Raw genomic sequence first — 22,894 nt, 5'->3', positions numbered from 1 at the left:
AACGGTGCGGCTGACTAAATAAATCAAGTTGATTTATTTAATGCCGGAAAACGGCCCGTGTCAGCCTGGGGAAATCCCGGCACGCGCCGGGCATGCCTCTGGCGCGGGGTGGCCGGCGCGGGGCCAGGCTCGATGGGGGTGTCGTTTTCCTGCGCTATGCTTTCGGTTGCTTTCAACGGCGCGCCGATGGACTTCGGGCGCCTGCGCGAAGGGCGGGCGAGCGTCCTCAACAGGCACGTTGCCAGGTAGTTTCCCTGGGCCAGAAAAAAATCTGTCGAGCGATGTCGATTTCCGCGGGCCTTGCGCGTCGTGTTCATGAGCGCATCGCAACGATGCCGCTTCATTCACCTCACATAGCCAGGAGCAAGCAATGCGATTCATGATCATGGTGCGCGCCAACGCGATGAGCGAATCCGGCGAGACCCCCGACGACCCGGAGATGTTCGCCGAGATGGCCGCCTACCACGAGGAACTGGCCAAGGCGGGCGTGCTGCTCGACGCCTCGGGCCTGCAGCCGAGCGCGCGCGGCTTTCGCGTGCGCTACACCGACGGCAAGCCCACCATCGTCGACGGGCCGTTCACCGAGACGAAGGAGTTGATCGCCGGCTACACGCTGATCCAGGTGCGCTCGCGCGACGAAGCGCTCGAATGGGCGCGGCGCTTTCCGGCGCCGTTCGGCAAGCACGCCTTTGGCGAGATCGAAGTGCGCCAGCTTTTCGAACTCGACGATTTCGCGCCGTGCGAGGGCATCGAACGCTTTCGCAAGCTCGACACCGGGCGCAATGCCACGTAAGCAATCCCGTCATTCAAAAAAAACCATGCAATCCGAAATAATTTATAAAGGACACGATCATGCACAAGCACATCTTCGTCAATCTGGGCGTGCGCGACCTGAAGCGCTCGATGGACTTCTTCGGCAAGGTCGGCTTCACGTTCGAGCCCAAATTCACCAATGACCAGGCTGCTTGCATGGTGATCGGCGAGAACATCTTCGCGATGCTGCTCACCACCGACTTCATGCGCACGTTCACCGACAAGGCGCTGGTCGATGCGCGCGAGCAGACCGAAGTGCTCGTCTGCCTCTCGTGCGAGTCGCGCGACGAAGTCAACGCGCTGGTGGAAAAGGCGCTGGCGGCGGGCGGCAGCTCGAAGCGTCCGCCGATGGACTGCGGCGACGCCATGTACGGCCGCAGCTTCGAAGACCCCGACGGGCACATCTGGGAGTTGATGTGGATGTCGCCGGAGGCGGTGGAGAAGGGGGCGCACGGCGCGTGATGCACGAGGAGGGCCCCGAGCAAGACGGCGCGGCCGGGCAGGCCGCGACGCATCGCGCGATCGCCGCGGTCTGGCGCATCGAATCCGCCAAGGTGATCGCCCACGCCGCGCGCTTGCTCGGCGACGTGGGCCTCGCCGAGGATGCCGCGCAGGACGCGCTCGTCGCGGCGCTCGAAAGCTGGCCCGCGAGCGGCATCCCCGCCAACCCGGGAGCATGGCTCATGACCGCCGCGAAGCACCGCGCGCTCGACCGTCTGCGGCGGGCCGCGTCGCATGCGCGCGCGCACGAAGCGCTGGGCGCGGACCTCGAAGCGCTCGAGGCGCATTTTGCGCCCGACTTCGTGGGGGCGCTGGACGCCGCGCGCGAAGACGAGATTGGCGACGACCTGCTGCGACTCCTGTTCGTGGCCAGTCATCCGGTGCTGCCGCGCGAGGGCCGCCTGGCGCTCACGTTGCGCCTCCTGGGCGGCCTGACCACGGCCGAGATCGCGCGCGCGTTTCTTGTTTCCGAGGCCACGGTCGCGCAGCGCATCGTGCGAGCGAAGCGCACGCTCGCGCAAGCGAAGGTGCCGTTCGAGGTGCCCGACAAGGCGGCGCGCGCGGCGCGGCTCGCTTCGGTGCTCGAAGTCATCTACCTGATCTTCAATGAGGGCTACGCGGCCACGGCGGGCGCGGACTGGATGCGGCCGGCGCTCTGCGAAGAAGCGCTACGCCTCGCCCGTATGCTGGGCGAACTGGTGCCTGAGGAGTCCGAAGTGCATGGGCTCGCGGCGCTGCTGGAACTGCAGGCGTCCCGCTTGCCCGCACGGGTGGACCGGCAAGGCCGCGCCGTGCTGCTCGCCGATCAGAACCGTGCATGCTGGGACGCGCTGCTGATCCGGCGCGGCTTCGCCGCACTCGCGCGTGCGGAGCACTGCGCGGCGCTGGCTGTGGCGCAACCCGATCCTCAAACGGTGGCGCAATCGGGTGCCCACACTGCGGCTGAAGCGGCGCCGCGTCCGGGTGCTCAACCGCTGGAGCGCGACGCCACCGCCGCGCTCGGCCCCTACGCGTTGCAGGCCGCGCTCGCCGGCTGCCATGCGCGCGCGCCGAGCACGCAGGCAACCGACTGGGCGCGCATCGTCGCGCTCTACGACGCGCTGCTGCGCATCGATCCCTCTCCTGTGGTGCAGCTCAACCGCGCGGTGGCGGTCGGCATGGCGTACGGTCCGCAAGCGGCGCTCGCCATCGTCGACGTGCTGTGCGAGGAACCCGCACTGCGCCACTATCCCTGGCTGCCCGCCACGCGCGGCGATCTGCTGGCGAAGCTGGGCCGCGCGAGCGAGGCGCGCGCCGAGTTCGAGCGCGCCGCCGCGCTCACGCAGAACGCGCGCGACCGCGAGGTGCTGCTCGCGCGGGCAGCAACGGCGTAAACGCGAAGCTGGCGACGCGCTACAGTCGATGGGGCACGCCTTGACGCAATGGCAGGCCCCCCGGGTACGCGCGCGGCGCTACATCTCCTGGGCCGTCAGCAAACGCAATTGTTCGAGCAGCTTGACCGCCGGGCTAGGCAGGATCCCCTGGCGGCGCCGGAACGCGGTCAGCGTGCGCCGTCCCACCACGCCCGGCATGTCGAGCGTATCGAATACCCCTGCCTTGCTTTCGGTGACATACATCGTCGAGGCCATCCAGCTCAGAAAGCCCGAGCGCGCGACGAGACTCTTGAGCACCGTGATCGAGCGCGTCTCGACGACGACATTGGGCAAACCGAGCCCCTGCGCGGCGAACGCCTGCTGCATGTGCTCGAACGGCCCCGTGCCGCGCGGCGGGATCGCCCATTGCTCGTGGAGCGTGTCCGCGAGCGTGAGGCCCGGCTTGCTGCGCAGCGGATGGTCGAGCGCGGCCACCACATAGCTCGCGTCTTCCCAGCGGCAATCGGTAATGGCCGTAATCTCGTCCGTGTCCGGCACCGCCATGCTCAGCGCGAGATCGATCTCGCGTTTGACGAGTGCGTCGGCGAGCCGGTCCCACACGCCTTCGATGATCTCCACGCGCAGGTTCGGCCATTTCGCGAGCACGCCGCTCACCGCGAGCGGCAGCACGAGGCTCGCGATGCTGCCCACCGCGCCCACGCGAATCGTGCCGCGCGCGAGGCCGCGCATGGCGTCCACCTCCTCGCGCGCCTGCTCGGCTTCGCGCTGCAGGAGTATCGCGTGCGGCAGCAGCGCTTCGCCCACGGCGGTCAGATGCATGCCGCGCGAATGTCGCTCGAAGAGCGGCGCGCCCACCTGTTCCTCGAGCCGGCGGATCGCGCGGCTCAGGGCCGGTTGCGTGATGTGCAGGGTATCGGCGGCCCGGCCGAGGCTGCCGCAGGCGACGATGGTGGCGAAAGCATGGAGTTGCTGGAGGTTAAAAGTCATGCCTGAACGTAATGCCTTTTCCCGAATTCGGCAATTTATGGTTACCCTGAGCGCATCGATAATGGGTCGTCAATCCAACTCGCCCATATCACAGGAGACATCGCATGGCAGTCAGCGCGCCGCAACAGCATTCAGCGCAGCAGGGGGCGCAGTGCCCCGGCGAGACCCGCAACGCAGCCACGGCCGGGGCCACGGCGGCGTGGACCGTGCGCGACGCAGTGATCGACTTCGCGCGCCGGGTGGGCATGACGTCGATCTTCGCGAACCCCGGCTCGACCGAGTTGCCGATGTTCCGCGACTTTCCCGCAGATTTCCGTTACGTGCTTGGGTTGCAGGAGGCCGTGGTCGTCGGGATGGCGGATGGCTACGCCCAGGCCACCGGCAATGCCGCGCTCGTGAACCTGCACTCGGCCGCCGGCGTCGGCAATGCCATGGGCAATATTTTCACGGCGTTTCGCAACCGCACGCCGCTCGTCGTCACGGCGGGCCAGCAGGCCCGCTCGATCCTGCCCTTCGATCCGTTCCTGGCCGCCACCCAGGCGACCGAGCTGCCCAAGCCCTATGTGAAATGGAGCATCGAGCCCGCACGCGCGCAGGACGTGCCGCTCGCCATTGCGCGGGCCTATGCCATCGCGATGCAGGAACCGCGCGGTCCTGTGTTCGTGTCGATTCCCGTCGACGACTGGGATCAGCCGGCCGACCCCGTGCCGCCGCGCGCGCTTGCGCACACCACGCGCCCTGAGCCCGCGATGATGGCGCGTATCGGCGCGCTGCTCGACGCGTGCAAGCGGCCCGCGTTCGTGGTGGGCGGCGCCGTGGACCGCGCGGGCGCGGCCGAGGACGTCGTGCAGCTTGCCGAGCGCCATCGCGCGCACGTGTTCGTTGCGCCCATGACGGGCCGCTGCAGCTTTCCCGAGACCCACCGCCTGTTCGCGGGCTTCCTGCCGGCCATGCGCGAGCGCATCGTCGAATTGCTCGACGGCCACGATGCGATCTTCGTGATTGGCGCGCCCGCATTCACGTATCACGTCGAGGGGCATGGCCCGCACGTCCCGCCGGGCGCCGAGCGGTGCCAGCTCATCGACGACCCCGGCGTGGCCGCATGGACACCGGAAGGCCTGATCGCGGTCGGCAATGTGCGGCTCGGCGTGCAGGACCTGCTCGCGCGCCCCACGCCATGCGAACGCGAACTGCCAGCGCCGCGTGCGCTGCCACCGCGCGCCTTGCCGCCCGAAGCCGTGGGCGAGCGCATGTCGGTCGCATTCGTGTTGCAGACGCTTGCGGAGGTGCGCGATCCGCACGGCATCGTCGTGGAGGAGGCGCCCAGTGCGCGCCCGGTCATGCAGGCTTATCTGCCGATGGCCCGCGCAGGCACGTTCCTCACGATGGACAGCGGCGGTCTCGGTTACGGCATGCCCGCGGCGGTGGGCGTGGCGCTCGCGCGGCCGGGCGAGCGCGTGACCGCCCTGATCGGCGACGGTTCCAGCATGTATTCGATCCAGGCCATCTGGAGCGCCGTGCAGATGAATCTGCCGATTACGTTCGTGATCCTGAATAACACGCGCTATGCCGCGTTGCAGGACTTCGCGCCCGTGTTCGGCTTCGCGAAGGAGGATCCCGTGCAGGGCACCGATCTGCCGGGCCTCGATTTCGTGACGCTCGCGGCGGGCATGGGCTGCACCGGCGTGCGCGTGAGCGAGGCGGCGCAACTCGCCGGCGCGCTGCGCGCGGCGCTTGGCGCGAGCGGCCCCGCGCTCGTCGAGATCGTCGTCGCCTGAGGCCGGCAGGCGTGCCTCACGATTGTCATCAAGCCGTTCAAGAAAGGAGACAGACCATGAAGACCGTGTCGATGCTGATCGACGGCGAACCGATGTCCTCACGCAACGGCGCCACCTTCGAGCGCCGCAATCCGCTCGATGGCCAGGTGGCGTCGCGCGCGCCCGCCGGAACCGTCGCCGACGCCCTCGCGGCCGTCGATGCCGCTGCCGCCGCGTTTGCCGCCTGGTCGGCGCTCGGGCCCGGCGAGCGCCGCGCGCTGCTCACGAAGGCCGCGCATGCGCTCGAGGCCAAAGCCGATGCCTTCGCGGCCGCGATGGCCGCCGAGACCGGCGCGTCGGCGCTGTGGGCCGGCTTCAACGTGCACCTCGCTGCGGCGGGGCTGATCGAAGCGGCCGCGCTCACCACGCAGATCGCGGGCGAGCTGATTCCCTCCGACGTGCCGGGTAGCCTCGCGATGGGCGTGCGTCAGCCCGCGGGCGTCGTGCTGGGCATGGCGCCGTGGAATGCGCCGGTGATTCTCGCGGTGCGCGCCATTGCGCTGCCGCTCGCGTGCGGCAACACGGTCGTGCTCAAGGGCTCGGAGATCTGCCCGGCCACGCACGGGCTCATCATCGAGGCGATGCAGGAGGCGGGCTTGCCGCGCGGCACCGTGAATTTCGTGACGAATGCGCCCGAGGATGCCGCGCAGATCGTCGACGCGATGATCGCGCATCCGCGCGTGCGCCGCGTGAACTTCACGGGCTCGACGCGCGTGGGGCGCATCATCGCCGAGACCTGCGCGCGGTATCTGAAGCCGGCCGTGCTCGAACTCGGCGGCAAGGCGCCGCTCGTGGTGCTCGACGACGCCGACCTCGACGCCGCCGTGGACGCGGCGGTCTTCGGCGCGTTCGCGAATTCCGGGCAGATCTGCATGTCCACGGAGCGGATCATCGTCGACGAGAGCATCGCCGACGCATTTGTCGACAAATTGGGCGCGCGTGCCCGCGCCTTGCCGCTCGGCGATCCGCGCGAGGGCGGGGCGGTCGTGCTCGGCTCGGTGGTCGACATGCGCACCGTCGAGCGCTGCAACGCGCTGATCGACGATGCGCTCGCACGTGGCGCGACGCTCGTGTGCGGCGGCAAGGCCACGAGCACGCTCATGCCGGCCACGCTGCTCGACCGCGTGACGCCCGAGATGCGCATCTACCACGAGGAATCGTTCGGGCCCGTGAAAGGCATCGTGCGCGTGCGGGGCGAAGAGGCCGCCATCGCCTGCGCGAACGACAACGAGTATGGACTCGCCTCGGCGGTGTTCAGCCGTGACACGGCGCGTGCGCTAAATGTGGCGAAACGCATCGAGTCGGGCATCTGCCACATCAATGGGCCGACCGTGCACGACGAAGCGCAAATGCCGTTCGGCGGCGTGAAGGCAAGCGGCTTTGGCCATTTCGGCGGCAAGGCGGGGATCTCGGAATTCACCGACTTGCGCTGGGTCACGCTGCAGACCGAGCCGCGCGATTATCCTTTCTGATCAAGATGCGAAATGAGTGAGGCGATGGAAATCTCGATTCTGGGCGCGGGGGCAATGGGCTCGCTCTTCGGCGGACTGCTGGCTGAGGCGGGGCACGACGTGACGCTCGTCGATATCGACGACGCACACCTCGAGGCGATCCGCCGCGACGGCCTGCGTCTGGTCACCGATGCGGGCGAGCGTGTCGTCAAGAATCTGCGCACATGCCGCCCCGAGCAGGCGGAGCACGCGCCGGAACTGCTGATCGTCTTCACCAAGACGATGCATACGGAGGCGGCGCTCGCCGCGGCGCGTGCGCTGCTCGGCCCGCAAACGGCGGTGCTCTCGCTGCAGAACGGCCTTGGCAATGTCGAGCGCCTCGAACGCAGCGTGCCGCGAGCACGCATTATGGTGGGTATGACGACCTGGCCCGCCGACAAGCCGGGACCGGGGCGCGTCGATTCGCACGGCGCGGGAGCGATCCGCTTGATGAGCGCGGATAGCGAGACAGGCGCGGCGCGCGCGAGCCTCGCGCGCACCGTGAACGCCCTGAACGCAGCGGGCCTGCACTGCACCGCCGACCCCGATGTATGGAGCGCGATCTGGGAGAAGGTGGCCTTCAACGCGGCGCTCAACAGCCTTTGCGCCGTGACGCAGTGCACGGTGGGCGAGCTTTCGAACCTGCCGGACGGCGAAACGCTTGCGCTGAAGATCGTGGCGGAGGTGGCCGCCGTGGCGCGCGCACACGGCGTGGCCGTGGACGAAGCGCATATCAGGGAGACCGTATTGCACGCGCTCGCGCACCATCGCGCGCATCGGCCCTCGATGTTGCAGGACGTGCTGGCGGGCCGCAAGACCGAGATCGAGGCGATCAACGGCGCGGTCGTCGCGGCGGCGCGGACGGTGCCTGTGGCGGTGCCGTGCACGGAGACCTTGCTGCAGCTCGTGCGGCTCGTGGAGGTGCGCAGTTCACAGTGAACTCACGTATCGACCCGCGCGACGGGGACGTATGGCGCGCGCGTGGCTGACTCATGCCCGAAGCTCACGACTTGAGCGCAACGAGGCAATGCCCGGCGCGCGCGGGCGGCCATATTGACCCGATTCACAAAGCAACAGAAAGCGCTCACAGGCGCATAGCAAGCATGGAGACACTTAGATGAACTACGCATCCCCGGAGCCCGTGGCTGGCGCACTCGCGCGCGAGCATGCGGCGCTCGCCGGCATCGCGCACGACGGCCGCACCGTCGACATTGGCCAGGCGCTCGACGATGGCCCCTTTACGCTGCTGCAGAGGTTTGCCGTCTTGCTCACGGCGCTGGCGATCGTCGTCGACGGCTTCGACGGCCAGCTCATCGGCTTTGCGATCCCGACGCTCATGAAGGAATGGGGCGTCACGCGCAATGCGTTCGCACCGGTGGTGGCGGCGGGCCTCGTCGGCATGGGCATCGGCAGTGCGCTTGCCGGGCTGTTCGCCGACCGCTTCGGACGACGCTGGGCCGTGATCGGCAGCGTGCTCGTGTTCGGCGTGGCCACCTGCGCGATCAGCCTCGCACCGAACGTCGAGGCACTTGCCATATTGCGCTTCGTGGCAGGGCTCGGCATCGGCGGCGCGCTACCCAGCGCGACGACGATGACTGCGGAGTTCACGCCCGCGCGCTACCGCACATTTGCGGTCACGGCCACAATCGTCTGCGTGCCGCTCGGCGGCATGCTCGCAGGACTGTTCGCGGGGGAGGTGTTACCGGTCTATGGCTGGCGCGGCCTGTTCGTCGCGGGCGGAGTGTTTCCGTTCGTGCTGGTGGTCGCACTGCTCGCCGCGTTGCCCGAATCGCCGCGCTTTCTTGCGCGCCGCGCCCTCCGCTGGCCCGAACTGGCCCGCCTGCTCGGCCGCATGGCGCGTGAAGTCCCGTCTGACGCCACGTTCACCGATGTGCGCGAACAGAAAGCGGAAAAGCACGCCGGCTTTACGGCGCTCTTTCGCGACGGCCGTGCGCGCGATAGCGCCGCAATCTGGGCCGCATTCTTCATGTGCCTGCTCGCGGTGTACAGCGCGTTCAGCTGGCTGCCCTCGATGCTCACTGGCGAAGGGCTGTCAGTGTCGCTCGCGGGCTACGCACTCAGCGCCTATAACCTGGGCGGCGTGATTGGCGCGCTTGCCTGTGCGCTCGCCATCACGCGCTACGGCTCGCGCTGGCCGTTGCTGCTTTGCTGCGCGGGCGGTGCGGCAAGCGCCTGGCTGCTGCTCGGCGTGAACGCCCAGCAGCACACGGGGCTGCTGATCTTCGGGCTCGGCTTGCACGGGTTGTTCGTGAACGCGGTGCAATCGACGATGTACGCATTGTGCGCCTTCGTGTATCCCACCAGCATGCGCGCGACCGGTACGGCGTCGGCGATTGCGTTCGGACGCTTCGGGGCGATTCTCAGCGCGTTCGCCGGCGCGGCGGTCATTACCACGGGCGGCGCATCGGCCTATCTGCTGATGCTCGGCGCCGCCATGGCGGGCGTGCTGTTCGTGCTTGCCGTGGTGCGCCGTCATATTCCGAAGACGCAAACCGCCAAGGCCGGCTGACTACGCCCCGCCTCAGCAGACGAGGGCAACCGGGCAGCGTGGCGCGCCGCCGCCACGGCCTCTAGCCGAACGTGAACGAATAAGCCCGCACGCCGGGATCGAGAAAGCGGATTTCGAAGGTGCGATCGGCAATCTCGCCATGCTGGCGCACCAGCTGATAGAGGCGCTGCTCCGTCACGACGCCATCACCGTTCGCGTCAACATCGGCGCCGTGGTTCGCGCCCGGCGCGGCGCCATCGACCGTCACGCGAAAGCGCACGGGATGGCCGTCGGCGGCGGGGCCGAGCACGAGATGCAGATCGCGCGCATGAAAGCGATAGACGATGCCGCCGCCCGCATGGTCGAGGTCCGTGTGCTCGGCGCCTAGCGTCCACGTGCCCGTGAGCGCCCATTGATTCAAATCCAGCGGGCCTGCGGTGTAGCGGTGCGGGGCGTCGGCGACCGGCTCGCCAGGCGAGGCGAAGCCATGGGCCTTCTCATAGCCCAGATATGTCTCGGGCGACTCCATCGCGTTCATGTCGGGCGCGGCCTGGGCGCCCGTGGCCGTGTCGGTGACGAAGCCGCCCGGCAGATTGCGCGCGCCTGCCTGCGTGAGCAGATCACGGATAACCTGTTCGGATTCCTGATAGTTGCCTTCGCCGAAGTGATGGTGGCGGATATTGCCCTGCGCGTCGATGAAATAGTGCGCGGGCCAGTATTCGTTGTTGAAGGCGCGCCAGATTGCATAGTCGTTGTCGATGGCGACGGGATAATCGATCTTGAGATCGGCCACCGCGCGGCGCACGTTGCCGATGTCCTTTTCGAAAGCGAACTCGGGCGCATGCACGCCGATCACGACGAGCCCGGCGGCGCGGTATTTGTCGGCCCATGCCTTCACGTAGGGCAGCGCGCGCAGGCAGTTGATGCACGAGTAGGTCCAGAAGTCGACGAGCACGACCTTGCCCTTGAGCGAGGCGGCCGTGAGCGGCGGCGAGTTGAGCCATTGAACCGCGCCGTCGAGTGGGGGAAGCGTGCCTTCGACCGGCAAGGCCTCAGCCGGCGCGGGTGCCGTGGAGGCCTTGATGGCGAGCGGCGCTGTGGGCGGTTGCACGCCAGCCTGTGCGAGCGCCTGTGAGCGTGCCGGCGCGAGGCGGTCGAGCACGCGCTGTTCGAGTTGATTGGTGCCGGCGAGCGAGACGCGCGTCAGCAAGCCGGTATCCACATGCAGTGCAATCGCGGCCACGCCGGCGAGCACCGCCACGCCCAGCGCGCGCCGGATCCATTCGCCCACGCCGAGGCTGCGCTTCATCGCGGCGAACACCTTGCCGCCCACGGCGAGTGCCAGCGCGAGCGAGCATGCCGCGCCAAGCGCATAGGCGAAAAGCAGCAGTGAAGTGCGGGCGCTCGCACCCTGCAGGGCGGCGCCGGTGAGAATCACGCCGAGAATGGGGCCTGCGCACGGCGCCCACAGCAGGCCGGTTGCCACGCCGAGCAGCAGCGAGGGCGCGACGCTCGCGTGTCCGTGCTGGGCCGCATCCGCGGAGGCCGACAGCCGCTCGCCGAGCGTGACGAGCGGGCGTGTGAGCCGCTCGGCGAGCGTGGGCAGCAGCAGGGCGAGGCCGAATACCGCGAGCAGCGCAAGGGCGGCGTAGCGCGCGTACTGATTGGCCGCGACGGCCCAGCCGCCACCCACGGCGGCGAGCGCACCGACTGCGCTGAACGCGGCGGCCATGCCGACGAGCATCGGCAGGCCGTTGCGCAGAAACGGCTGGCCCGCGCGTGCGAACACGAAAGGCAGGACGGGCAGGATGCAGGGGCTGGCGATCGTCAGGACGCCGCCTAGCCAGGCAATCAAAAACAAGATCATGAACGTTCTCCTGTCGGCCGGAGTGAGTGCTTCAGCGCTTACTCCGGCCCCATGCTTCGCGGTCGACCGCACTTGGCGCTTTAGCGCTTAGTGCGGTCCCATGCTTCGCAAACCATCGCTTGGGCCGCATAGGCGCGCAGCCGTACTCGATCGGGCTAACGCATGTGCCGGCCACTTATTCCGGAAGGTTGAACGGATCACGGCCGCATCGCTGAGATCTTCACATTGTGAATCGCGCCGATGGACAGGGATTGCCTCAATTGAATGTTATGTTATAACATCTCAAAAAATGCGCGATGCCTGAATCCGGCACGTCCTCGCATCACAAGAGGCACTTCCACTCCTGAACCACAACAAGACAATGAACCGCTCGCTGATCACGCAGGCCGGTAGGCTTTTGTTCGCCTGTACACTTTGCAGCCCCGCATTCGCCGCCAGCGGCGAAGCCGCGCTTTCCGGCACGGTGGCCGACGCGCAAGGCCACGCGCCGGCCCATGCCCAGATTTCGCTTCAGGACGCCAGCGGCCACGCCGTTGCCCAAACCACGGCCGATGCAAGCGGGCACTTTCGTCTCGACCACCTCGCGCCCGGCACCTATGCGGTCACGGTGGAGGCAAAGGGATACGGCGCCGTCACGCGTGTCGCGACCGTCGCGCCGGGGACCGCCCCCGAACCGCTCGCCGTCGTGCTCCAGAAAGACGGCACGCTCGACGTGACCGTCAACGCGCAGCGCCTCGACCGCGCCCGCAATGGCCTCTCGCCCGAAGTGGGCGCGAGCGTCTACCGGATCACGCAGACCGACATCGACAACTCGCCGCAAGGCGCGAACACGCCGCTCAATCAGGTGCTGCTGCAGGCGCCCGGCGTCGCCAACGATTCGTACGGCCAGTTGCACGTGCGAGGCGATCACGCGGATCTGCAATACCGCCTGAACGGCATCATCATCCCGGAGCCGATCAGCGGTTTCGGGCAGTCGCTCGACGCGCGCATCATCGACCAGGTGAATCTCGTGACAGGCGCGTTGCCGGCGCAGTACGGCTATCGCACGGCGGGCATCGTCGATATCCGCACGAAATCGGGCGACACCGGCGACGGCGGCACCATCGACGTGTACGGCGGCAGCCACCAGACCATTCAGACGAGCGCCGATGTGTTCGGCTCGAGCGGCCCGTTCAGCTATTACTTCTCAGGCTCGCTCGGGGAGAACAATCTGGGCATCGAGGCGCCCACCGCGGACGGCAGCCCGCTGCACGACCACACGCGCCAGGGCAACGGCTTCGGCTACATGTCGTATCTGCTCAATCCGCTCACGCGCGTGAGCGTGATGTTCGGCACCGCGAGCAACCAGTTCGAGATTCCGAATACGCCGGGGCTCGCCCCTGTCTACACGCTCAATGGACAGACCACCTTCAACTCGGCAAATCTGAACGAGACGCAGTCGGAGCTGAACAATTTCGCGGTCGTGGCGCTGCAGGGCACCAACGGCGCGGCGCTCGACTACCAGGTCGCGCTCTTCACGCGCTATACGCGCACGCAGTTCAATCCGGACCCGGTGGGCGACCTGATCTTCAACGGCGTGGCGTCCAACGACTTCCACAGCAACCAGGCAAACGGCGTGCAGGCCGACTTCACGTATCGTCTGAACGATCACCACACGCTGCGCGCCGGGCTCATGTTCGAGCAGGAGCACGCCGTGTTCGACGACAGCGTGGCCGTATTCCCCGTCGACGCGAATGGCAACCAGACCTCCGACCAGCCGTTCACCGTGCAGGATTCGAATACCAAAACGGGCTATCTCTACAGTCTCTACCTGCAGGACGAATGGAAGCTCGCGCCCAAGCTCACGCTCAATTACGGCGTGCGCTACGACCGCATGGACGAGTACGTGCAGGCCGGGCAACTGAGCCCGCGCATCGGCATCGTGTATCAGCCGACCAATGCCACCACACTGCATGCGGGCTATGCGCGCTATTTCACGCCGCCGGCGTTCGAGCTCGTTTCGGATTCGACGATCAGCAAGTTCAATGGCACGACGAATCAAAGCCTGACCTCGCAGAACGATCCGGTGAAGCCCGAGCGCGACGATTACTTCGACATCGGCATCACGCAGCGCCTGACGCCTGCCTTGACCGTCGGGCTCGACGCGTACTACAAGCGCGCAAGCGACCTGCTCGACGAAGGGCAGTTCGGCACCGCGCTCATCTTCACGCCGTTCAACTATCAGTACGGGCGCGTCTATGGCCTGGAGTTCACGACGAGCTACCACCAGGACAACGTGAGCGCGTACCTGAACGTCGCGTACAGCCGGGCGCAGGGCAAGAACATCGAATCGGCGCAGTTCAATTTCGATGCCGAGGAGCTCGCCTATATCGCGAACCACTGGGTCTACCTCGATCACGACCAGCGCATCACCGCGTCGTTCGGCGGTGCCTGGACGCTCGGCGCGACCACGCTCACGGCCGACGCGATCGTCGGCAGCGGGCTGCGCAGCGGCTTCGCGAATACCGACCGCCTGCCATGGTATGCGCAGGTCAATCTGGGCGTGATCCAGCGTTTCAACGAGCCGATGATCGGCAAGTTCGACGCCCGGCTCGTGCTCGTCAATGCGTTCGGCCGCGTCTACGAGTTGCGCGACGGCTCCGGCATCGGCGTGGGCGCGCCCCAGTATGGTCCGCAGCGCGCGATCTACGCGGGCCTCACCAAGCACTTTTGATCGATTGTTTCCCGCGTATAGGTAAAGGAGTCCCATCATGAGCGACTGGAACAGTGTTGCCGAGGCGTTGAAGCTCGGCGGCTGGGTCGTCTACCCGCTAAGCCTGCTGGCGATCGTCGCGCTGGCCGTCACATTCGATCGTGCCTGGGTGTGGTGGCGCTACGCCAGCGCGCCACGCGGCGAGGCGGCGCGAGCGCTGCCCGATGGCCATGTGCTGCGGCGCATCGATGCGCTGTTCGACGAGGGCGGCGCACCACACGGCGCGCCCATCTGGTTCATCGAGACCCAGGTCGACACGGCCGCCTCGCAGATCCAGCGCGACATGAGCCGCGGCCTATGGGTGCTCGAAACGATCGTGACGGCCGCACCGCTGCTCGGGTTGCTCGGCACGATCGTCGGCATGATGCATTCGTTCCGGCTCATCGGCGGCGATGGCCTCGTCAATCCCACGGGTGTGTCCGGAGGCGTCGCGCAGGCGCTGGTGGCCACCGCAATCGGGCTCGTGATCGCGCTGGTCTCGCTCTTTGCGTTCAACTACTTTTCGCGCCGCATGGACCGGCTCATGGATGAGCTGGAGACCTTCGCCAACACGCGGCTCGGGGCCGTGCGGCTCGCGCGCGAACGTTCGGGAGCGCCGGCATGAAGCTGCGTCGCGCGCGCACGTCGAGGCGTGGCCGCATCGAGATCATTCCGATGATCGACGTGATGTTCTTTCTGCTCGCCACGTTCATGCTCACGACCCTGGCGATGCAAAGGCTCGACGCGGTGCATATCGACTTGCCCAGCGGCCAGGCCCAGCCGATGCAGGCCGACAAGCCGCTCACGCTGGCCGTGAATCGCGCCAACCAGATCTTCGTGAATCAGCAGCCTGTGCGGCTCGATGAGGTGGACCGCGCTGTGGCGAAGCTGCTTCGCAAGGATGGCGACGTGATCGTGGCCGCGGACGACGGCGCTGCGCATGGCGTGGTCGTGAAGGCCATTCTCGAGGCGCGCAAGGCTGGAGCCGAGCATTTTCTGGTGGCCGTGCATCGTGAGTAGCGTGCAGATGTCACGGGGCGACACATCCGGCAACATAGCGGGCAACGACAGCGGTCATGGCAATGCGCCGAGGTTCATCGTTGCCGCGATGTTCGCCGCCTTTGTCTGGTGGCTCTTCCTGGCGAATGCCCGCTGGCTCATTGGCGGCGAACAGCCCGCCGCCGCCGCGCCGCGCTCGCCGATCGAGCTTCAGGTGATCGAATTGCCCGGCGCGCCGCGCGCGAGCGAGACGGCGCGGCCGAGCGTTCCGCGCGACGAAGCCCCTGCTGTGTCTCATCACAAGCCTGTGCCTGCGCGTCCATCGCAGACGCCGCGTAGCAGTGCGGTGCACGACGTGCCGCGTGCGATACGGCCGCCACGTCCCTCGCTTGAGGCCACGCGGGACACGACGCCCGCGCAGCATGACGCAAGCGCACCGTCAACGCCCGTGGCCAAAGCAGCGCCTGGGCCTCAGGACACGCCGCCCACCAGCGGCGGCACGGCGGCGCCGGGTGAGCCCCAACATGCGCCGAGTTCGTCCGCGGGCATCAGCCAGCAGGCGCGGTTGCTGGCACAACCGCTGCCCGAATTGCCCGACGACCTGCGCGAGCAGGGCTATCAGGCGGTGGCTGTCGCGCGCTTCGTCGTCCATGCGGACGGCACTTTCGACGTCGAACTCGTGAAGCCCACGCAAATCCCGCGGCTCAATCAGATCCTGCTCGCGACGCTTCGGCAGTGGCGCTTCTTCCCGGCCATGGAGAACGGCCACCCCGTCGAAAGCCATCAGGACGTCCGCGTTCATTTCAATGTGGATTGAGTCGCACAAGGGGCCCGGCAGCGCGCGCTCGTGCAGAGGCGCTGCACCGGCGCCACGGATGCGCGGTTCAAACCAGCTCGACTCGCTTGATCTCCTTGACGATCACGAGATAGCTGAGCACGGTCACCACCGCATTGACGCCCACGAACGCGAGCGCGCCGTCGAACGAGCCCGTTTTCGCCACGAGGTAGCCGATCACGATGGGCGTGACGATTCCCGCCGCGTTGCCGAACATGTTGAAGATCGAGCCTGAGAGGCCGATGGCTTCTTTCGGCGCGGTGTCGGCGACCACGGCCCAGCCGAGCGCGCCCACGCCCTTGCCGAAGAACGCGAGCGACATCAGCGCCACCACGATCCAGTCGCTGTGCACGTAGTTGCAGCCGACGATGCAGGCCGAAAGCGCCATGCCGCCCACGATCGGCACCTTGCGCGCCATGGTGAGCGAAAGGCCGCCGCGAATCAGCGCGTCGGAGATCACGCGTCCCAGCACGCCGCCGAGAAAGCCGCAGACCGCGGGCAGCGAGGCCACCATGCCCGCCTGCAGGATCGTCATGCCGCGCGCCTGCACGAGATAGATCGGGAACCACGTGAGGAAGAAGTAGGTGAGCACGTTGATGCAGAACTGCGCGAGATAGACGCCCATCAGCATGCGGTTTGTGAGCAACTGGCGCACGCGCTGCCAGCCGTCGCCGGCCGCGCGTTCGCGTGCTTTCGGCTGATGGCCGTACACGAGGCCGCCGCCTTGCTCGATGTATTCCAGCTCCTGACGGTTCACATGCGGATGGGTTGCGGGATGTTTCATGACCCTGAGCCAGACCAGCGCGAGCACGAGGCCGCCGACGCCCATCATCAGATACACGTGATGCCAGCCGTATGCGTGCGTGACCCAGGCCATCAGCGGCGTGAAGACCACGGCGGCGAAGTACTGCGCCGAATTGAAGATGGCCGACGCGGTGCCGCGCTCGTGAGTCGGGAACCAGCTCGCGACCACTTTCGCGTTGGCCGGGAAGGCAGGCGATTCCGCGACGCCCATCGCGAAGCGCAGCACGAACAGGGCGGCAATCGCGGCGGCCGCGCTGCCCAGCACGCCGATCGCGCTTTGCAACAGCGTGAAGAGCGACCAGAAGAAGATGCTGGCGGCGTAGACGCGGCGCGCGCCGAAGCGGTCGAGGATCCAGCCCGCGGGCACCTGGGAGAGCACGTAGGCCCAGCTGAACGCCGAGAAGATATAGCCCATGCGGATGGCGTCGAGGCCGAACTCCGTGCGCATCGCGGAGCCGGTGACCGAGAGCGTGGCGCGGTCCGCGTAGTTGAGCGTCGTGATGATGAAGATCAGCGCGAGGATGAGGTAACGGACCTTCGTACGCGTCGCGACATCGGCCGGGGTTGCGGTACGGCTCAACGGCATGGGGATGGACCTTGGTGGGTGGGCGAAAGTGAGCGAATGGGTGTCTGTGGGCTAGTGTTGTAAGACGTGTTGTCAGCTTGTCAGGGGCCATCCTACAATGTCGCTCAGCGCTGAATCAATCGGAATGCGTGTGCTGTCGCGCAAATTCCGGGCAAACGTGGAATTTCCGCACTTCAGTGGTTATGTGGTTGTTTGACAAATTGTCTGGCAACTTTGCAGGGTGGCCGGTCGCGGCGGCGCCGTCCGGCGGGCGGTAGAGGCACGTACGACGAAAAGGACAACATGGGTAACAACGATGAGCAGCGCATGGCGGGCGCGACGTATGTGTACGTGTCGAACTCGGAGAGCGAGGACATCTCGGTGTTCCGCATGGACCGCATGGACGAAGCGGCAGGCCGGCTCGTCGCGGTCCAGACGGTGCCGGCAGGCGGGTCGATCATGCCAATGGCGCTCTCGCCCGATCGGCGCCGGCTCTACGCGGCGTTGCGCTCGCAACCGTATTGCGTGGTGAGCTTCGCGATCGATCCGCTCGACGGGCGCCTCACCGCGCTCGGGCGGGCGCCGCTTGCCGGGAGCATGGCGTATATCGCCACCGATGCGGCGGGGCGCTATCTGCTGGGTGCCTCGTATGGCGGCAATTTGCTCGCGGTGAACCACATTGGCGACGATGGCGTGGCCGGCGGCGTGCAGCAGATCGTCGGCACGGGGCCGAACGCGCACGCAATCCGCGCGTCGGCTGACAATCGCTTCGTGTTCGCGGCGGTGCTCGGTGCGGATCAGCTAGTGCGGCTCGATTTCGATGCGTCGACAGGGCAGCTCGCCCAGGCACCGGTACCTGCGTGGACCTTGCCGGCTGGATCGGGCCCGCGTCATTTCGTGTTCTCCGCGGATGAGCGCTTCGTCTACGTGCTGGACGAACTCGATGGCAAGCTGCACGCGCTTGCGTTCGACCGCGCGCGCGGTGCCGTGCAACTCATCCAGTCCGTGTCGATCCTGCCGCCCGATTTTCATGGCGACAAGCCCTGGGGCGCCGACCTGCATCTCACGCCGGATGGGCGCTTCCTTTACACATCCGAGCGCACGTCCAGCACGCTCGCGGCGTTTCGCGTGGAGGCGGACACGGGCAAGCTCGCGCGCATCGGCACGTATGAGACGCAAAAGCAGCCGCGCGGCTTCAATATCGACCCGTCCGGGCGCTATCTGTTCGCGGTGGGACAGCAGTCGCCGGTCATGAGCGTCTATCGTATCGACGCCCAGACCGGTGCGTTGCACGAGACCGGGCAGTATCCGGTCGGCAAAGGCGCGAACTGGGTGGAAGTGGTGCGTGGCTGAATCGTGCGCAGCTTCTGCTTTGCGTCGGCGCTCGTGAATACCCCTCGGGTTGACGCGGTTTTCATCGGCCAGTGCGCATGTTTTGGGCCCCGGTGTCAGCACGAATGCGCTCGTAAGGAAGTGTGGATGTGATCGTTTGAAGCGCGTAAGGCGTGGCGCGAGCGCGATCCGGGTTTATCATTGGCTCACTCGCGGTCCACGCTTTAGACTGGAGTTTTTCGAGGCCCCGCTTCGCCGCCAATCCGACGACGACGTACAACGCGCACGCGTGAGTCGAACGTCTCGCAGCGGCGGCGCGCGTCGCGGGGAATGTCCTTTGTCAGTCCCATGATGCATGAACGGAGCGTTCGAACATGAAAGTGCTGATCACCGGCGGTGCGGGGTTTCTGGGCCAGCGTCTGGCGCGCGAGCTGCTCGCGCGCGGCGCATTGCGCATGGCGCCGCAAGGCGCGGGCGCGGGGTCCGAGCCGATCACCGAGCTCGTGCTGCTCGACATGACACAGGCAACCGGACCGGATGACGCGCGGGTGCGCGTCGAGGTCGGCGACATCACGCAGCGCGAGGTGCTGGAACGTGTGATCGACGCCGAGACGGCCGTGATCTTTCATCTGGCGGCCATCCTCAGCAGCGAGGCCGAGGCCGATTTCGAACTCGGCATGCGCATCAATGTCGACGCCACGCGCACGTTGCTCGACGTGTGCCGCGCGCGCGGACACAAGCCGCGCGTGGTGTTCACGAGCTCGGTTGCCGTCTATGGCGGCGAGCTGCCCGAAGAGGTCCAGGACGATACCGCGCTCAATCCGGAGTCTTCATATGGCACGCAAAAGGCCATCGCGGAACTGCTGCTGTGCGACTACTCGCGGCGCGGTTTCGTCGATGGGCGCGCGTTGCGCCTGCCCACCGTCAGCGTACGGCCCGGCAAGCCCAACGGCGCGGCCTCGTCGTTTGCGAGCGCCATCATGCGCGAGCCGCTGAATGGCGAGACCACGGTGTGCCCCGTGAGCGGCGCGACCCCCGTGCTGCTGATCTCGCCGCGCATGGCGATTCAGTGTCTCGTGGCGGGCAGCGAGATCGACGCGGCCGCGCTGGGCGAGCGGCGTATCGTCAATCTGCCGGGGATCTCGACGAGCGTCGACGAGATGGTGGAGACGCTGAGCCAGGTGGGCGGCCCGGCGGCCGTCGCGCGCGTCGAATGGGAGCCGGACGCGACCGTGGAGCGGATCGTCTGCAGCTGGCCGGCAAGCTGGAACACGAAGCGTGCGCGAGCGCTCCACTTCCCGGCCGACGCCTCGTATCACGCCATCGTGCAGGCGTACCTGGAAGACGAGCTGCACGCGCGGAAGGTGCCGCATCTGCGTTTGCCGCACCTGCATCTACCGCATAAGCGCCACTGATCCGGGCAACATCCCGGAGTCGCAGATCGATGCGTGCGCATCGATCTGCTTGCCGCGCTCACATCCCCTTGAAGCGCTCCGCATAGAGGCGGCTCACGCTGAGCAACGCCTGATGGCCGCGTAGCTCGAGCGTGAGCTTGCCTGCCTCGTCGCGCGATGCGCTGGCGATCGCGTCCACGCGCACCACCGTGCCGCGATGGATTTGCCAAAACCGCTGTGGGTCGAGCCGCAGCAGCAGCTCGCGCAGCGACAGACGGATCAGGTGTTCGCGCTGCGCCGTGACCACGCGCACGTATTTGTCCGCCGCTTCGAAATACAGCACATCGTCGACGGGAATCATCGTGATGGTGTTGCCGGTGCTCGCCTGAATCATCCGCAGGGGTTCGGCGGCGGGCACTGCATGGGAGCCCGCGATGCCCAGCAGCGTGCGCAGTTGCGAGACGAGCGGCTCGAGCGCATCGGGAGGTTCGTGCGAGCCTTGCGGATCTTGCGGATCGGCCGTGTGCGTGGCGCGCAGCGTTGCGTCACTTCTGCCCGGCTGTGCGCGCACACTCAGCGCCGCCTGCAGCCGCTTGCAGGTCTGAGCGAGGCGCTCGGACTGCACGGGTTTGAGCACGTAATCGAGTGCGGACCGCTCGAACGCGCGCACCGCGTACTCGTCGTATGCGGTGACGAACACCAGCAGCGGCGGCGTGCCGTTTGCGTCGGGCCAGTCCTCGGCAATGGCCTGAGCGGCATCCAGCCCGCTCATCCCCGGCATCCTGATGTCGAGAAACACGAGATCGGGCCGCCGGGCCAGGCACTGCTGCACCGCGGACGCGCCATCGCCCACCATCGCAACGATGCTCAGTTGCGGCCACAGCCGCAGCAGCTCGGCCTGGAGGCTGGCGGCCAGCAGCGGTTCGTCTTCGGCGATCAGGGCGGTGGCGTGCATGGGCTGTTTCGCAGTGTCGGTGGTTGGGTCATGCATCGGCGTTTATCTCGGTGCTCATCGGTCAGCACGTTGGCACTTCGATCAACATGCAGGTGCGATCGGCAGGCGCACGGTTGCGAGCGCGCCGCCGCGTCCGTCGGTGGGCGACGTGAGCTCGAATTGCGCGGCGTCGCCATACAACGCCGCGAGCCGCTCGCGTACCTGGCGTACGCCGAAGTGCGTACCCGGTCCCGGGCCATCGATGGGTTTGTCCGCGAGACCCGCGCCCGTATCGCGCACGCTGAGGACCAGCGCGTCGCCTTCACGCCGGGCGCAGACTTCGATCTGACCACCCGCCACGCTCGGCTCGAGGCCATGCTTGAGCGCATTTTCAACCAGCGGCTGCAGCAACAGCGGCGGCACCGGCAACGCGGCGAAGGCCTCGGGCAGATCGAGCGTGGCGTTCAGCCTCGCGCCCATGCGGACCTGCATCAACTCGAGGTAGTCGCGAATCCGGGCGAATTCGGCTGAAAGAGCGTGCGAGTCCGAGCGCGAGGCATCGAGCGTCGCGCGCAGGAAGGCGTTCAGGTGATCGAGCATGGCTTGCGCGCGCGGCGGATCGCTGCCGATCAGCACGCGCAGATTGGCGAGCGTGTTGAAGAGCATGTGCGGCTCGAGCTGGGAGACGAGCAGCCTGAGCTGATTCTCGGCCGCGGCGCGCAGCGCGGTCTGCGTGCGCGCTTCCATCGCCGCGAGGCGCCCGCGCGTATAGAAGAACCAGGTGCAACCGATGGACAGCGCGAAGGTGGGTCCGAAGGCGGGCAGCAGCACATTGGTGTTGCGAAAGAACGCGAACGCGTCGCGATGCACGCCCGTGAGCCGATCGCCGAGCGCGTGCCCCGCGAAATAGCCGACGAAAACGGAAAACACCAGCCACGGCGCCATCAGTGGCCAGCCCGGCCAGACGCGCTGGGCGCTTGCCTGCGCGTGCTCGCCATCGCCGCGCCGCCTCGCAAGGGCCGCGAGGCCGTAGCGTCCGCCCTCGATCAGCGCCTGGATGCAGAGCGTGATGCTGAAGGAGTACTTCAGGTTCGACACCAGCGAATTCTCGGCGAGCGTGCTGAACAGCAGCGTACTGAGCGCGCCGATCGGAATGGCGATCCGCAGTTCGCGCCACAGCCAGGCGAGCGCTTTGGTGTACGGGTGCATGTCGGGTTCCGGAAGCGGTGCGGTTTCGGCGCGAGGCGGGGAGGCGCTGTGGCGGGGCCATCGGGCAAGCGCTTGCCGCATGCTGCGGATTGTAGCGCTTGCGCCGATGCGCGAATTCGCCATGCGCGCGGCAGAGCGATGCTCTGGCAGCGAGTGTCAGAGCGGGGCGGCGCCACGCATCAATACCTCGCGCGCGACACGCAACATCGCAAAGCTGCGGGCGAGAAAAACGCCGCTGAACGCGCCGTAGACGAAGCCCGTCATGCAGGCGAAATGCGCTTCATCGATGAGGGACGGATGCAACGCGAGCGCGACGCCCACGGCGAATTTCACACCGAAGAGGCCGAGGTAGAGCGCAAGCGGAAGCCAGCTGCCGGGCACGATGAGGCTGTCGTGGGCCGGCGACCAGCGCACGCCTCGCCACGCGCCGCGCAGTGTCGCCAGGGCGAACAGCGCAGCGGCGCCGAGCGCCCACGCGGCGAGTGCGAGCGGCTGATGCGCGAAGTCCGACGCCACGCCGTAGAACGACAGCGCGGTCACCAGCAGCGGCAGGGACGTGGCACTGCGGATCGAGCGGCGGCGCGGGACCGACTGGCGGACCCCGGCAAAAGTCAGGGCGGCGAGCGCGCCCCAAACCCAATGGGGCGCGTGTTGCAACAGGCTGGCGTACATGGCGGCGACCTCCGTATTGGCTCAGCGAGCGAATCGATGTCGCCTATAGTCGGAGCGCCGGC

Annotated in this window: 20 protein-coding genes; 13 read left to right on the top strand and 7 right to left on the bottom strand. The window is 67.3% G+C overall.

Annotated elements, in window-relative coordinates:
* Positions 1-23: 23 nt before the first annotated feature.
* Positions 24-344 (bottom strand): hypothetical protein, encoded by a 321-nt coding sequence (locus BO1_RS58940; RefSeq protein ID WP_156992196.1) that lies wholly within the window; start codon positions 342-344, stop codon positions 24-26.
* A gap of 26 nt (positions 345-370) precedes the next feature.
* On the opposite strand from BO1_RS58940, the gene BO1_RS10515 reads away from it, so the two are divergent.
* From BO1_RS10515 to BO1_RS10505, 3 genes are read left to right on the top strand one after another with little or no spacing between them, the layout of a single operon-like run.
* On the top strand, positions 371-793 hold the full coding sequence (locus tag BO1_RS10515; protein ID WP_028217526.1) for a YciI family protein: 423 nt from the start codon (positions 371-373) through the stop codon (positions 791-793).
* Positions 794-852: 59 nt separating this feature from the next.
* Positions 853-1,275 carry a VOC family protein gene (locus BO1_RS10510; RefSeq protein WP_028217525.1) on the top strand — a complete coding sequence of 141 codons (423 nt, stop codon included), beginning with the start codon at positions 853-855 and terminating at the stop codon, positions 1,273-1,275.
* Positions 1,275-2,687 carry an RNA polymerase sigma factor gene (locus BO1_RS10505; protein WP_043284406.1) on the top strand — a complete coding sequence of 471 codons (1,413 nt, stop codon included), beginning with the start codon at positions 1,275-1,277 and terminating at the stop codon, positions 2,685-2,687. The genes BO1_RS10510 and BO1_RS10505 overlap by 1 nt, the downstream gene beginning before the upstream one ends.
* 78 nt (positions 2,688-2,765) lie before the next feature.
* On the opposite strand, the gene BO1_RS10500 is transcribed toward BO1_RS10505, so the two are convergent.
* Positions 2,766-3,674, bottom strand: coding sequence for a LysR family transcriptional regulator (locus tag BO1_RS10500; protein WP_028217523.1), 909 nt, complete (start codon positions 3,672-3,674; stop codon positions 2,766-2,768).
* A 104-nt stretch (positions 3,675-3,778) separates the two neighbouring features.
* Here BO1_RS10500 and mdlC point away from each other — a divergent pair, with 104 nt between their 5' ends.
* From mdlC to BO1_RS10480, 4 genes are all read left to right on the top strand, one after another.
* Positions 3,779-5,452 carry a benzoylformate decarboxylase gene (mdlC, locus tag BO1_RS10495; protein ID WP_084687867.1) on the top strand — a complete coding sequence of 558 codons (1,674 nt, stop codon included), beginning with the start codon at positions 3,779-3,781 and terminating at the stop codon, positions 5,450-5,452.
* A gap of 56 nt (positions 5,453-5,508) precedes the next feature.
* Entirely contained in the window at positions 5,509-6,963 is a 1,455-nt protein-coding gene (locus tag BO1_RS10490; protein ID WP_028217521.1) for an aldehyde dehydrogenase, read from the top strand.
* Between the two features lie 24 nt (positions 6,964-6,987).
* Positions 6,988-7,920: a ketopantoate reductase family protein gene (locus tag BO1_RS10485; RefSeq protein ID WP_028217520.1), complete on the top strand. Its 933-nt coding sequence runs from the start codon at positions 6,988-6,990 to the stop codon at positions 7,918-7,920.
* Positions 7,921-8,098: 178 nt separating this feature from the next.
* Entirely contained in the window at positions 8,099-9,511 is a 1,413-nt protein-coding gene (locus BO1_RS10480; RefSeq protein WP_028217519.1) for an MFS transporter, read from the top strand.
* A 61-nt stretch (positions 9,512-9,572) separates the two neighbouring features.
* Here BO1_RS10480 and BO1_RS10475 read toward each other — a convergent pair whose 3' ends face one another.
* Complete coding sequence (locus BO1_RS10475; protein ID WP_028217518.1) at positions 9,573-11,357, bottom strand: cytochrome c biogenesis protein DipZ; 1,785 nt, start codon at positions 11,355-11,357, stop codon at positions 9,573-9,575.
* A gap of 361 nt (positions 11,358-11,718) precedes the next feature.
* Between BO1_RS10475 and BO1_RS10470 the strand changes: the two genes are divergently transcribed.
* The 4 genes from BO1_RS10470 to BO1_RS10455 are packed head-to-tail and all read left to right on the top strand — an operon-like array spanning position 11,719 to position 15,904.
* Positions 11,719-14,070 (top strand): TonB-dependent receptor, encoded by a 2,352-nt coding sequence (locus BO1_RS10470; RefSeq protein WP_043284404.1) that lies wholly within the window; start codon positions 11,719-11,721, stop codon positions 14,068-14,070.
* A 37-nt stretch (positions 14,071-14,107) separates the two neighbouring features.
* Positions 14,108-14,713 (top strand): MotA/TolQ/ExbB proton channel family protein, encoded by a 606-nt coding sequence (locus tag BO1_RS10465; protein WP_028217516.1) that lies wholly within the window; start codon positions 14,108-14,110, stop codon positions 14,711-14,713.
* Positions 14,710-15,108: an ExbD/TolR family protein gene (locus BO1_RS10460; RefSeq protein WP_028217515.1), complete on the top strand. Its 399-nt coding sequence runs from the start codon at positions 14,710-14,712 to the stop codon at positions 15,106-15,108. The genes BO1_RS10465 and BO1_RS10460 overlap by 4 nt, the downstream gene beginning before the upstream one ends.
* Before the next feature lie 7 nt (positions 15,109-15,115).
* Positions 15,116-15,904, top strand: coding sequence for an energy transducer TonB (locus BO1_RS10455; protein WP_084687871.1), 789 nt, complete (start codon positions 15,116-15,118; stop codon positions 15,902-15,904).
* A 67-nt stretch (positions 15,905-15,971) separates the two neighbouring features.
* On the opposite strand, the gene BO1_RS10450 is transcribed toward BO1_RS10455, so the two are convergent.
* Positions 15,972-17,312 (bottom strand): MFS transporter, encoded by a 1,341-nt coding sequence (locus BO1_RS10450; protein ID WP_028217513.1) that lies wholly within the window; start codon positions 17,310-17,312, stop codon positions 15,972-15,974.
* A gap of 282 nt (positions 17,313-17,594) precedes the next feature.
* Between BO1_RS10450 and BO1_RS50500 the strand changes: the two genes are divergently transcribed.
* Together BO1_RS50500 and denD are read left to right on the top strand one after the other, a co-directional pair.
* A complete protein-coding gene (locus tag BO1_RS50500; RefSeq protein ID WP_043284402.1) occupies positions 17,595-18,644 on the top strand; it encodes a lactonase family protein in 1,050 nt (349 codons plus the stop codon).
* Between the two features lie 353 nt (positions 18,645-18,997).
* Complete coding sequence (gene denD / locus BO1_RS50495; protein WP_043284401.1) at positions 18,998-20,038, top strand: D-erythronate dehydrogenase; 1,041 nt, start codon at positions 18,998-19,000, stop codon at positions 20,036-20,038.
* Between the two features lie 58 nt (positions 20,039-20,096).
* Here denD and BO1_RS10435 read toward each other — a convergent pair whose 3' ends face one another.
* From BO1_RS10435 to BO1_RS10425, 3 genes are all read right to left on the bottom strand, one after another.
* Positions 20,097-20,972 carry a LytR/AlgR family response regulator transcription factor gene (locus tag BO1_RS10435; protein ID WP_028217512.1) on the bottom strand — a complete coding sequence of 292 codons (876 nt, stop codon included), beginning with the start codon at positions 20,970-20,972 and terminating at the stop codon, positions 20,097-20,099.
* A gap of 81 nt (positions 20,973-21,053) precedes the next feature.
* On the bottom strand, positions 21,054-22,160 hold the full coding sequence (locus BO1_RS10430; protein ID WP_043284398.1) for a sensor histidine kinase: 1,107 nt from the start codon (positions 22,158-22,160) through the stop codon (positions 21,054-21,056).
* Between the two features lie 156 nt (positions 22,161-22,316).
* Positions 22,317-22,832: a DUF6622 family protein gene (locus BO1_RS10425; protein WP_028217510.1), complete on the bottom strand. Its 516-nt coding sequence runs from the start codon at positions 22,830-22,832 to the stop codon at positions 22,317-22,319.
* Positions 22,833-22,894: the final 62 nt, after the last annotated feature.

Origin of the sequence: Paraburkholderia oxyphila NBRC 105797 (genome assembly GCF_000685075.1) — a bacterium.
Lineage (GTDB): Bacteria > Pseudomonadota > Gammaproteobacteria > Burkholderiales > Burkholderiaceae > Paraburkholderia > Paraburkholderia oxyphila.
Note: the sequence above shows the minus strand (reverse complement) of the source record. Positions and strands in the feature narration are given on the sequence as shown.

Bases quoted from the DNA above. Each gene is read 5' to 3' on its own strand.
- BO1_RS10490 (WP_028217521.1), top strand. From the start codon at position 5,509: ATGAAGACCGTGTCGATGCTGATCGACGGCGAACCGATGTCCTCACGC.
- BO1_RS10510 (WP_028217525.1), top strand. From the start codon at position 853: ATGCACAAGCACATCTTCGTCAATCTGGGCGTGCGCGACCTGAAGCGC.
- BO1_RS10435 (WP_028217512.1), bottom strand. From the start codon at position 20,972: ATGCACGCCACCGCCCTGATCGCCGAAGACGAACCGCTGCTGGCCGCC.
- BO1_RS10480 (WP_028217519.1), top strand. From the start codon at position 8,099: ATGAACTACGCATCCCCGGAGCCCGTGGCTGGCGCACTCGCGCGCGAG.
- BO1_RS50500 (WP_043284402.1), top strand. From the start codon at position 17,595: ATGGGTAACAACGATGAGCAGCGCATGGCGGGCGCGACGTATGTGTAC.
- BO1_RS10450 (WP_028217513.1), bottom strand. From the start codon at position 17,312: ATGCCGTTGAGCCGTACCGCAACCCCGGCCGATGTCGCGACGCGTACG.
- BO1_RS10425 (WP_028217510.1), bottom strand. From the start codon at position 22,832: ATGTACGCCAGCCTGTTGCAACACGCGCCCCATTGGGTTTGGGGCGCG.
- BO1_RS10455 (WP_084687871.1), top strand. From the start codon at position 15,116: ATGTCACGGGGCGACACATCCGGCAACATAGCGGGCAACGACAGCGGT.
- BO1_RS10485 (WP_028217520.1), top strand. From the start codon at position 6,988: ATGGAAATCTCGATTCTGGGCGCGGGGGCAATGGGCTCGCTCTTCGGC.
- BO1_RS10465 (WP_028217516.1), top strand. From the start codon at position 14,108: ATGAGCGACTGGAACAGTGTTGCCGAGGCGTTGAAGCTCGGCGGCTGG.
- BO1_RS58940 (WP_156992196.1), bottom strand. From the start codon at position 344: ATGAAGCGGCATCGTTGCGATGCGCTCATGAACACGACGCGCAAGGCC.
- BO1_RS10505 (WP_043284406.1), top strand. From the start codon at position 1,275: ATGCACGAGGAGGGCCCCGAGCAAGACGGCGCGGCCGGGCAGGCCGCG.
- BO1_RS10460 (WP_028217515.1), top strand. From the start codon at position 14,710: ATGAAGCTGCGTCGCGCGCGCACGTCGAGGCGTGGCCGCATCGAGATC.
- BO1_RS10470 (WP_043284404.1), top strand. From the start codon at position 11,719: ATGAACCGCTCGCTGATCACGCAGGCCGGTAGGCTTTTGTTCGCCTGT.
- BO1_RS10475 (WP_028217518.1), bottom strand. From the start codon at position 11,357: ATGATCTTGTTTTTGATTGCCTGGCTAGGCGGCGTCCTGACGATCGCC.
- mdlC (WP_084687867.1), top strand. From the start codon at position 3,779: ATGGCAGTCAGCGCGCCGCAACAGCATTCAGCGCAGCAGGGGGCGCAG.
- denD (WP_043284401.1), top strand. From the start codon at position 18,998: ATGAAAGTGCTGATCACCGGCGGTGCGGGGTTTCTGGGCCAGCGTCTG.
- BO1_RS10500 (WP_028217523.1), bottom strand. From the start codon at position 3,674: ATGACTTTTAACCTCCAGCAACTCCATGCTTTCGCCACCATCGTCGCC.
- BO1_RS10430 (WP_043284398.1), bottom strand. From the start codon at position 22,160: ATGCACCCGTACACCAAAGCGCTCGCCTGGCTGTGGCGCGAACTGCGG.
- BO1_RS10515 (WP_028217526.1), top strand. From the start codon at position 371: ATGCGATTCATGATCATGGTGCGCGCCAACGCGATGAGCGAATCCGGC.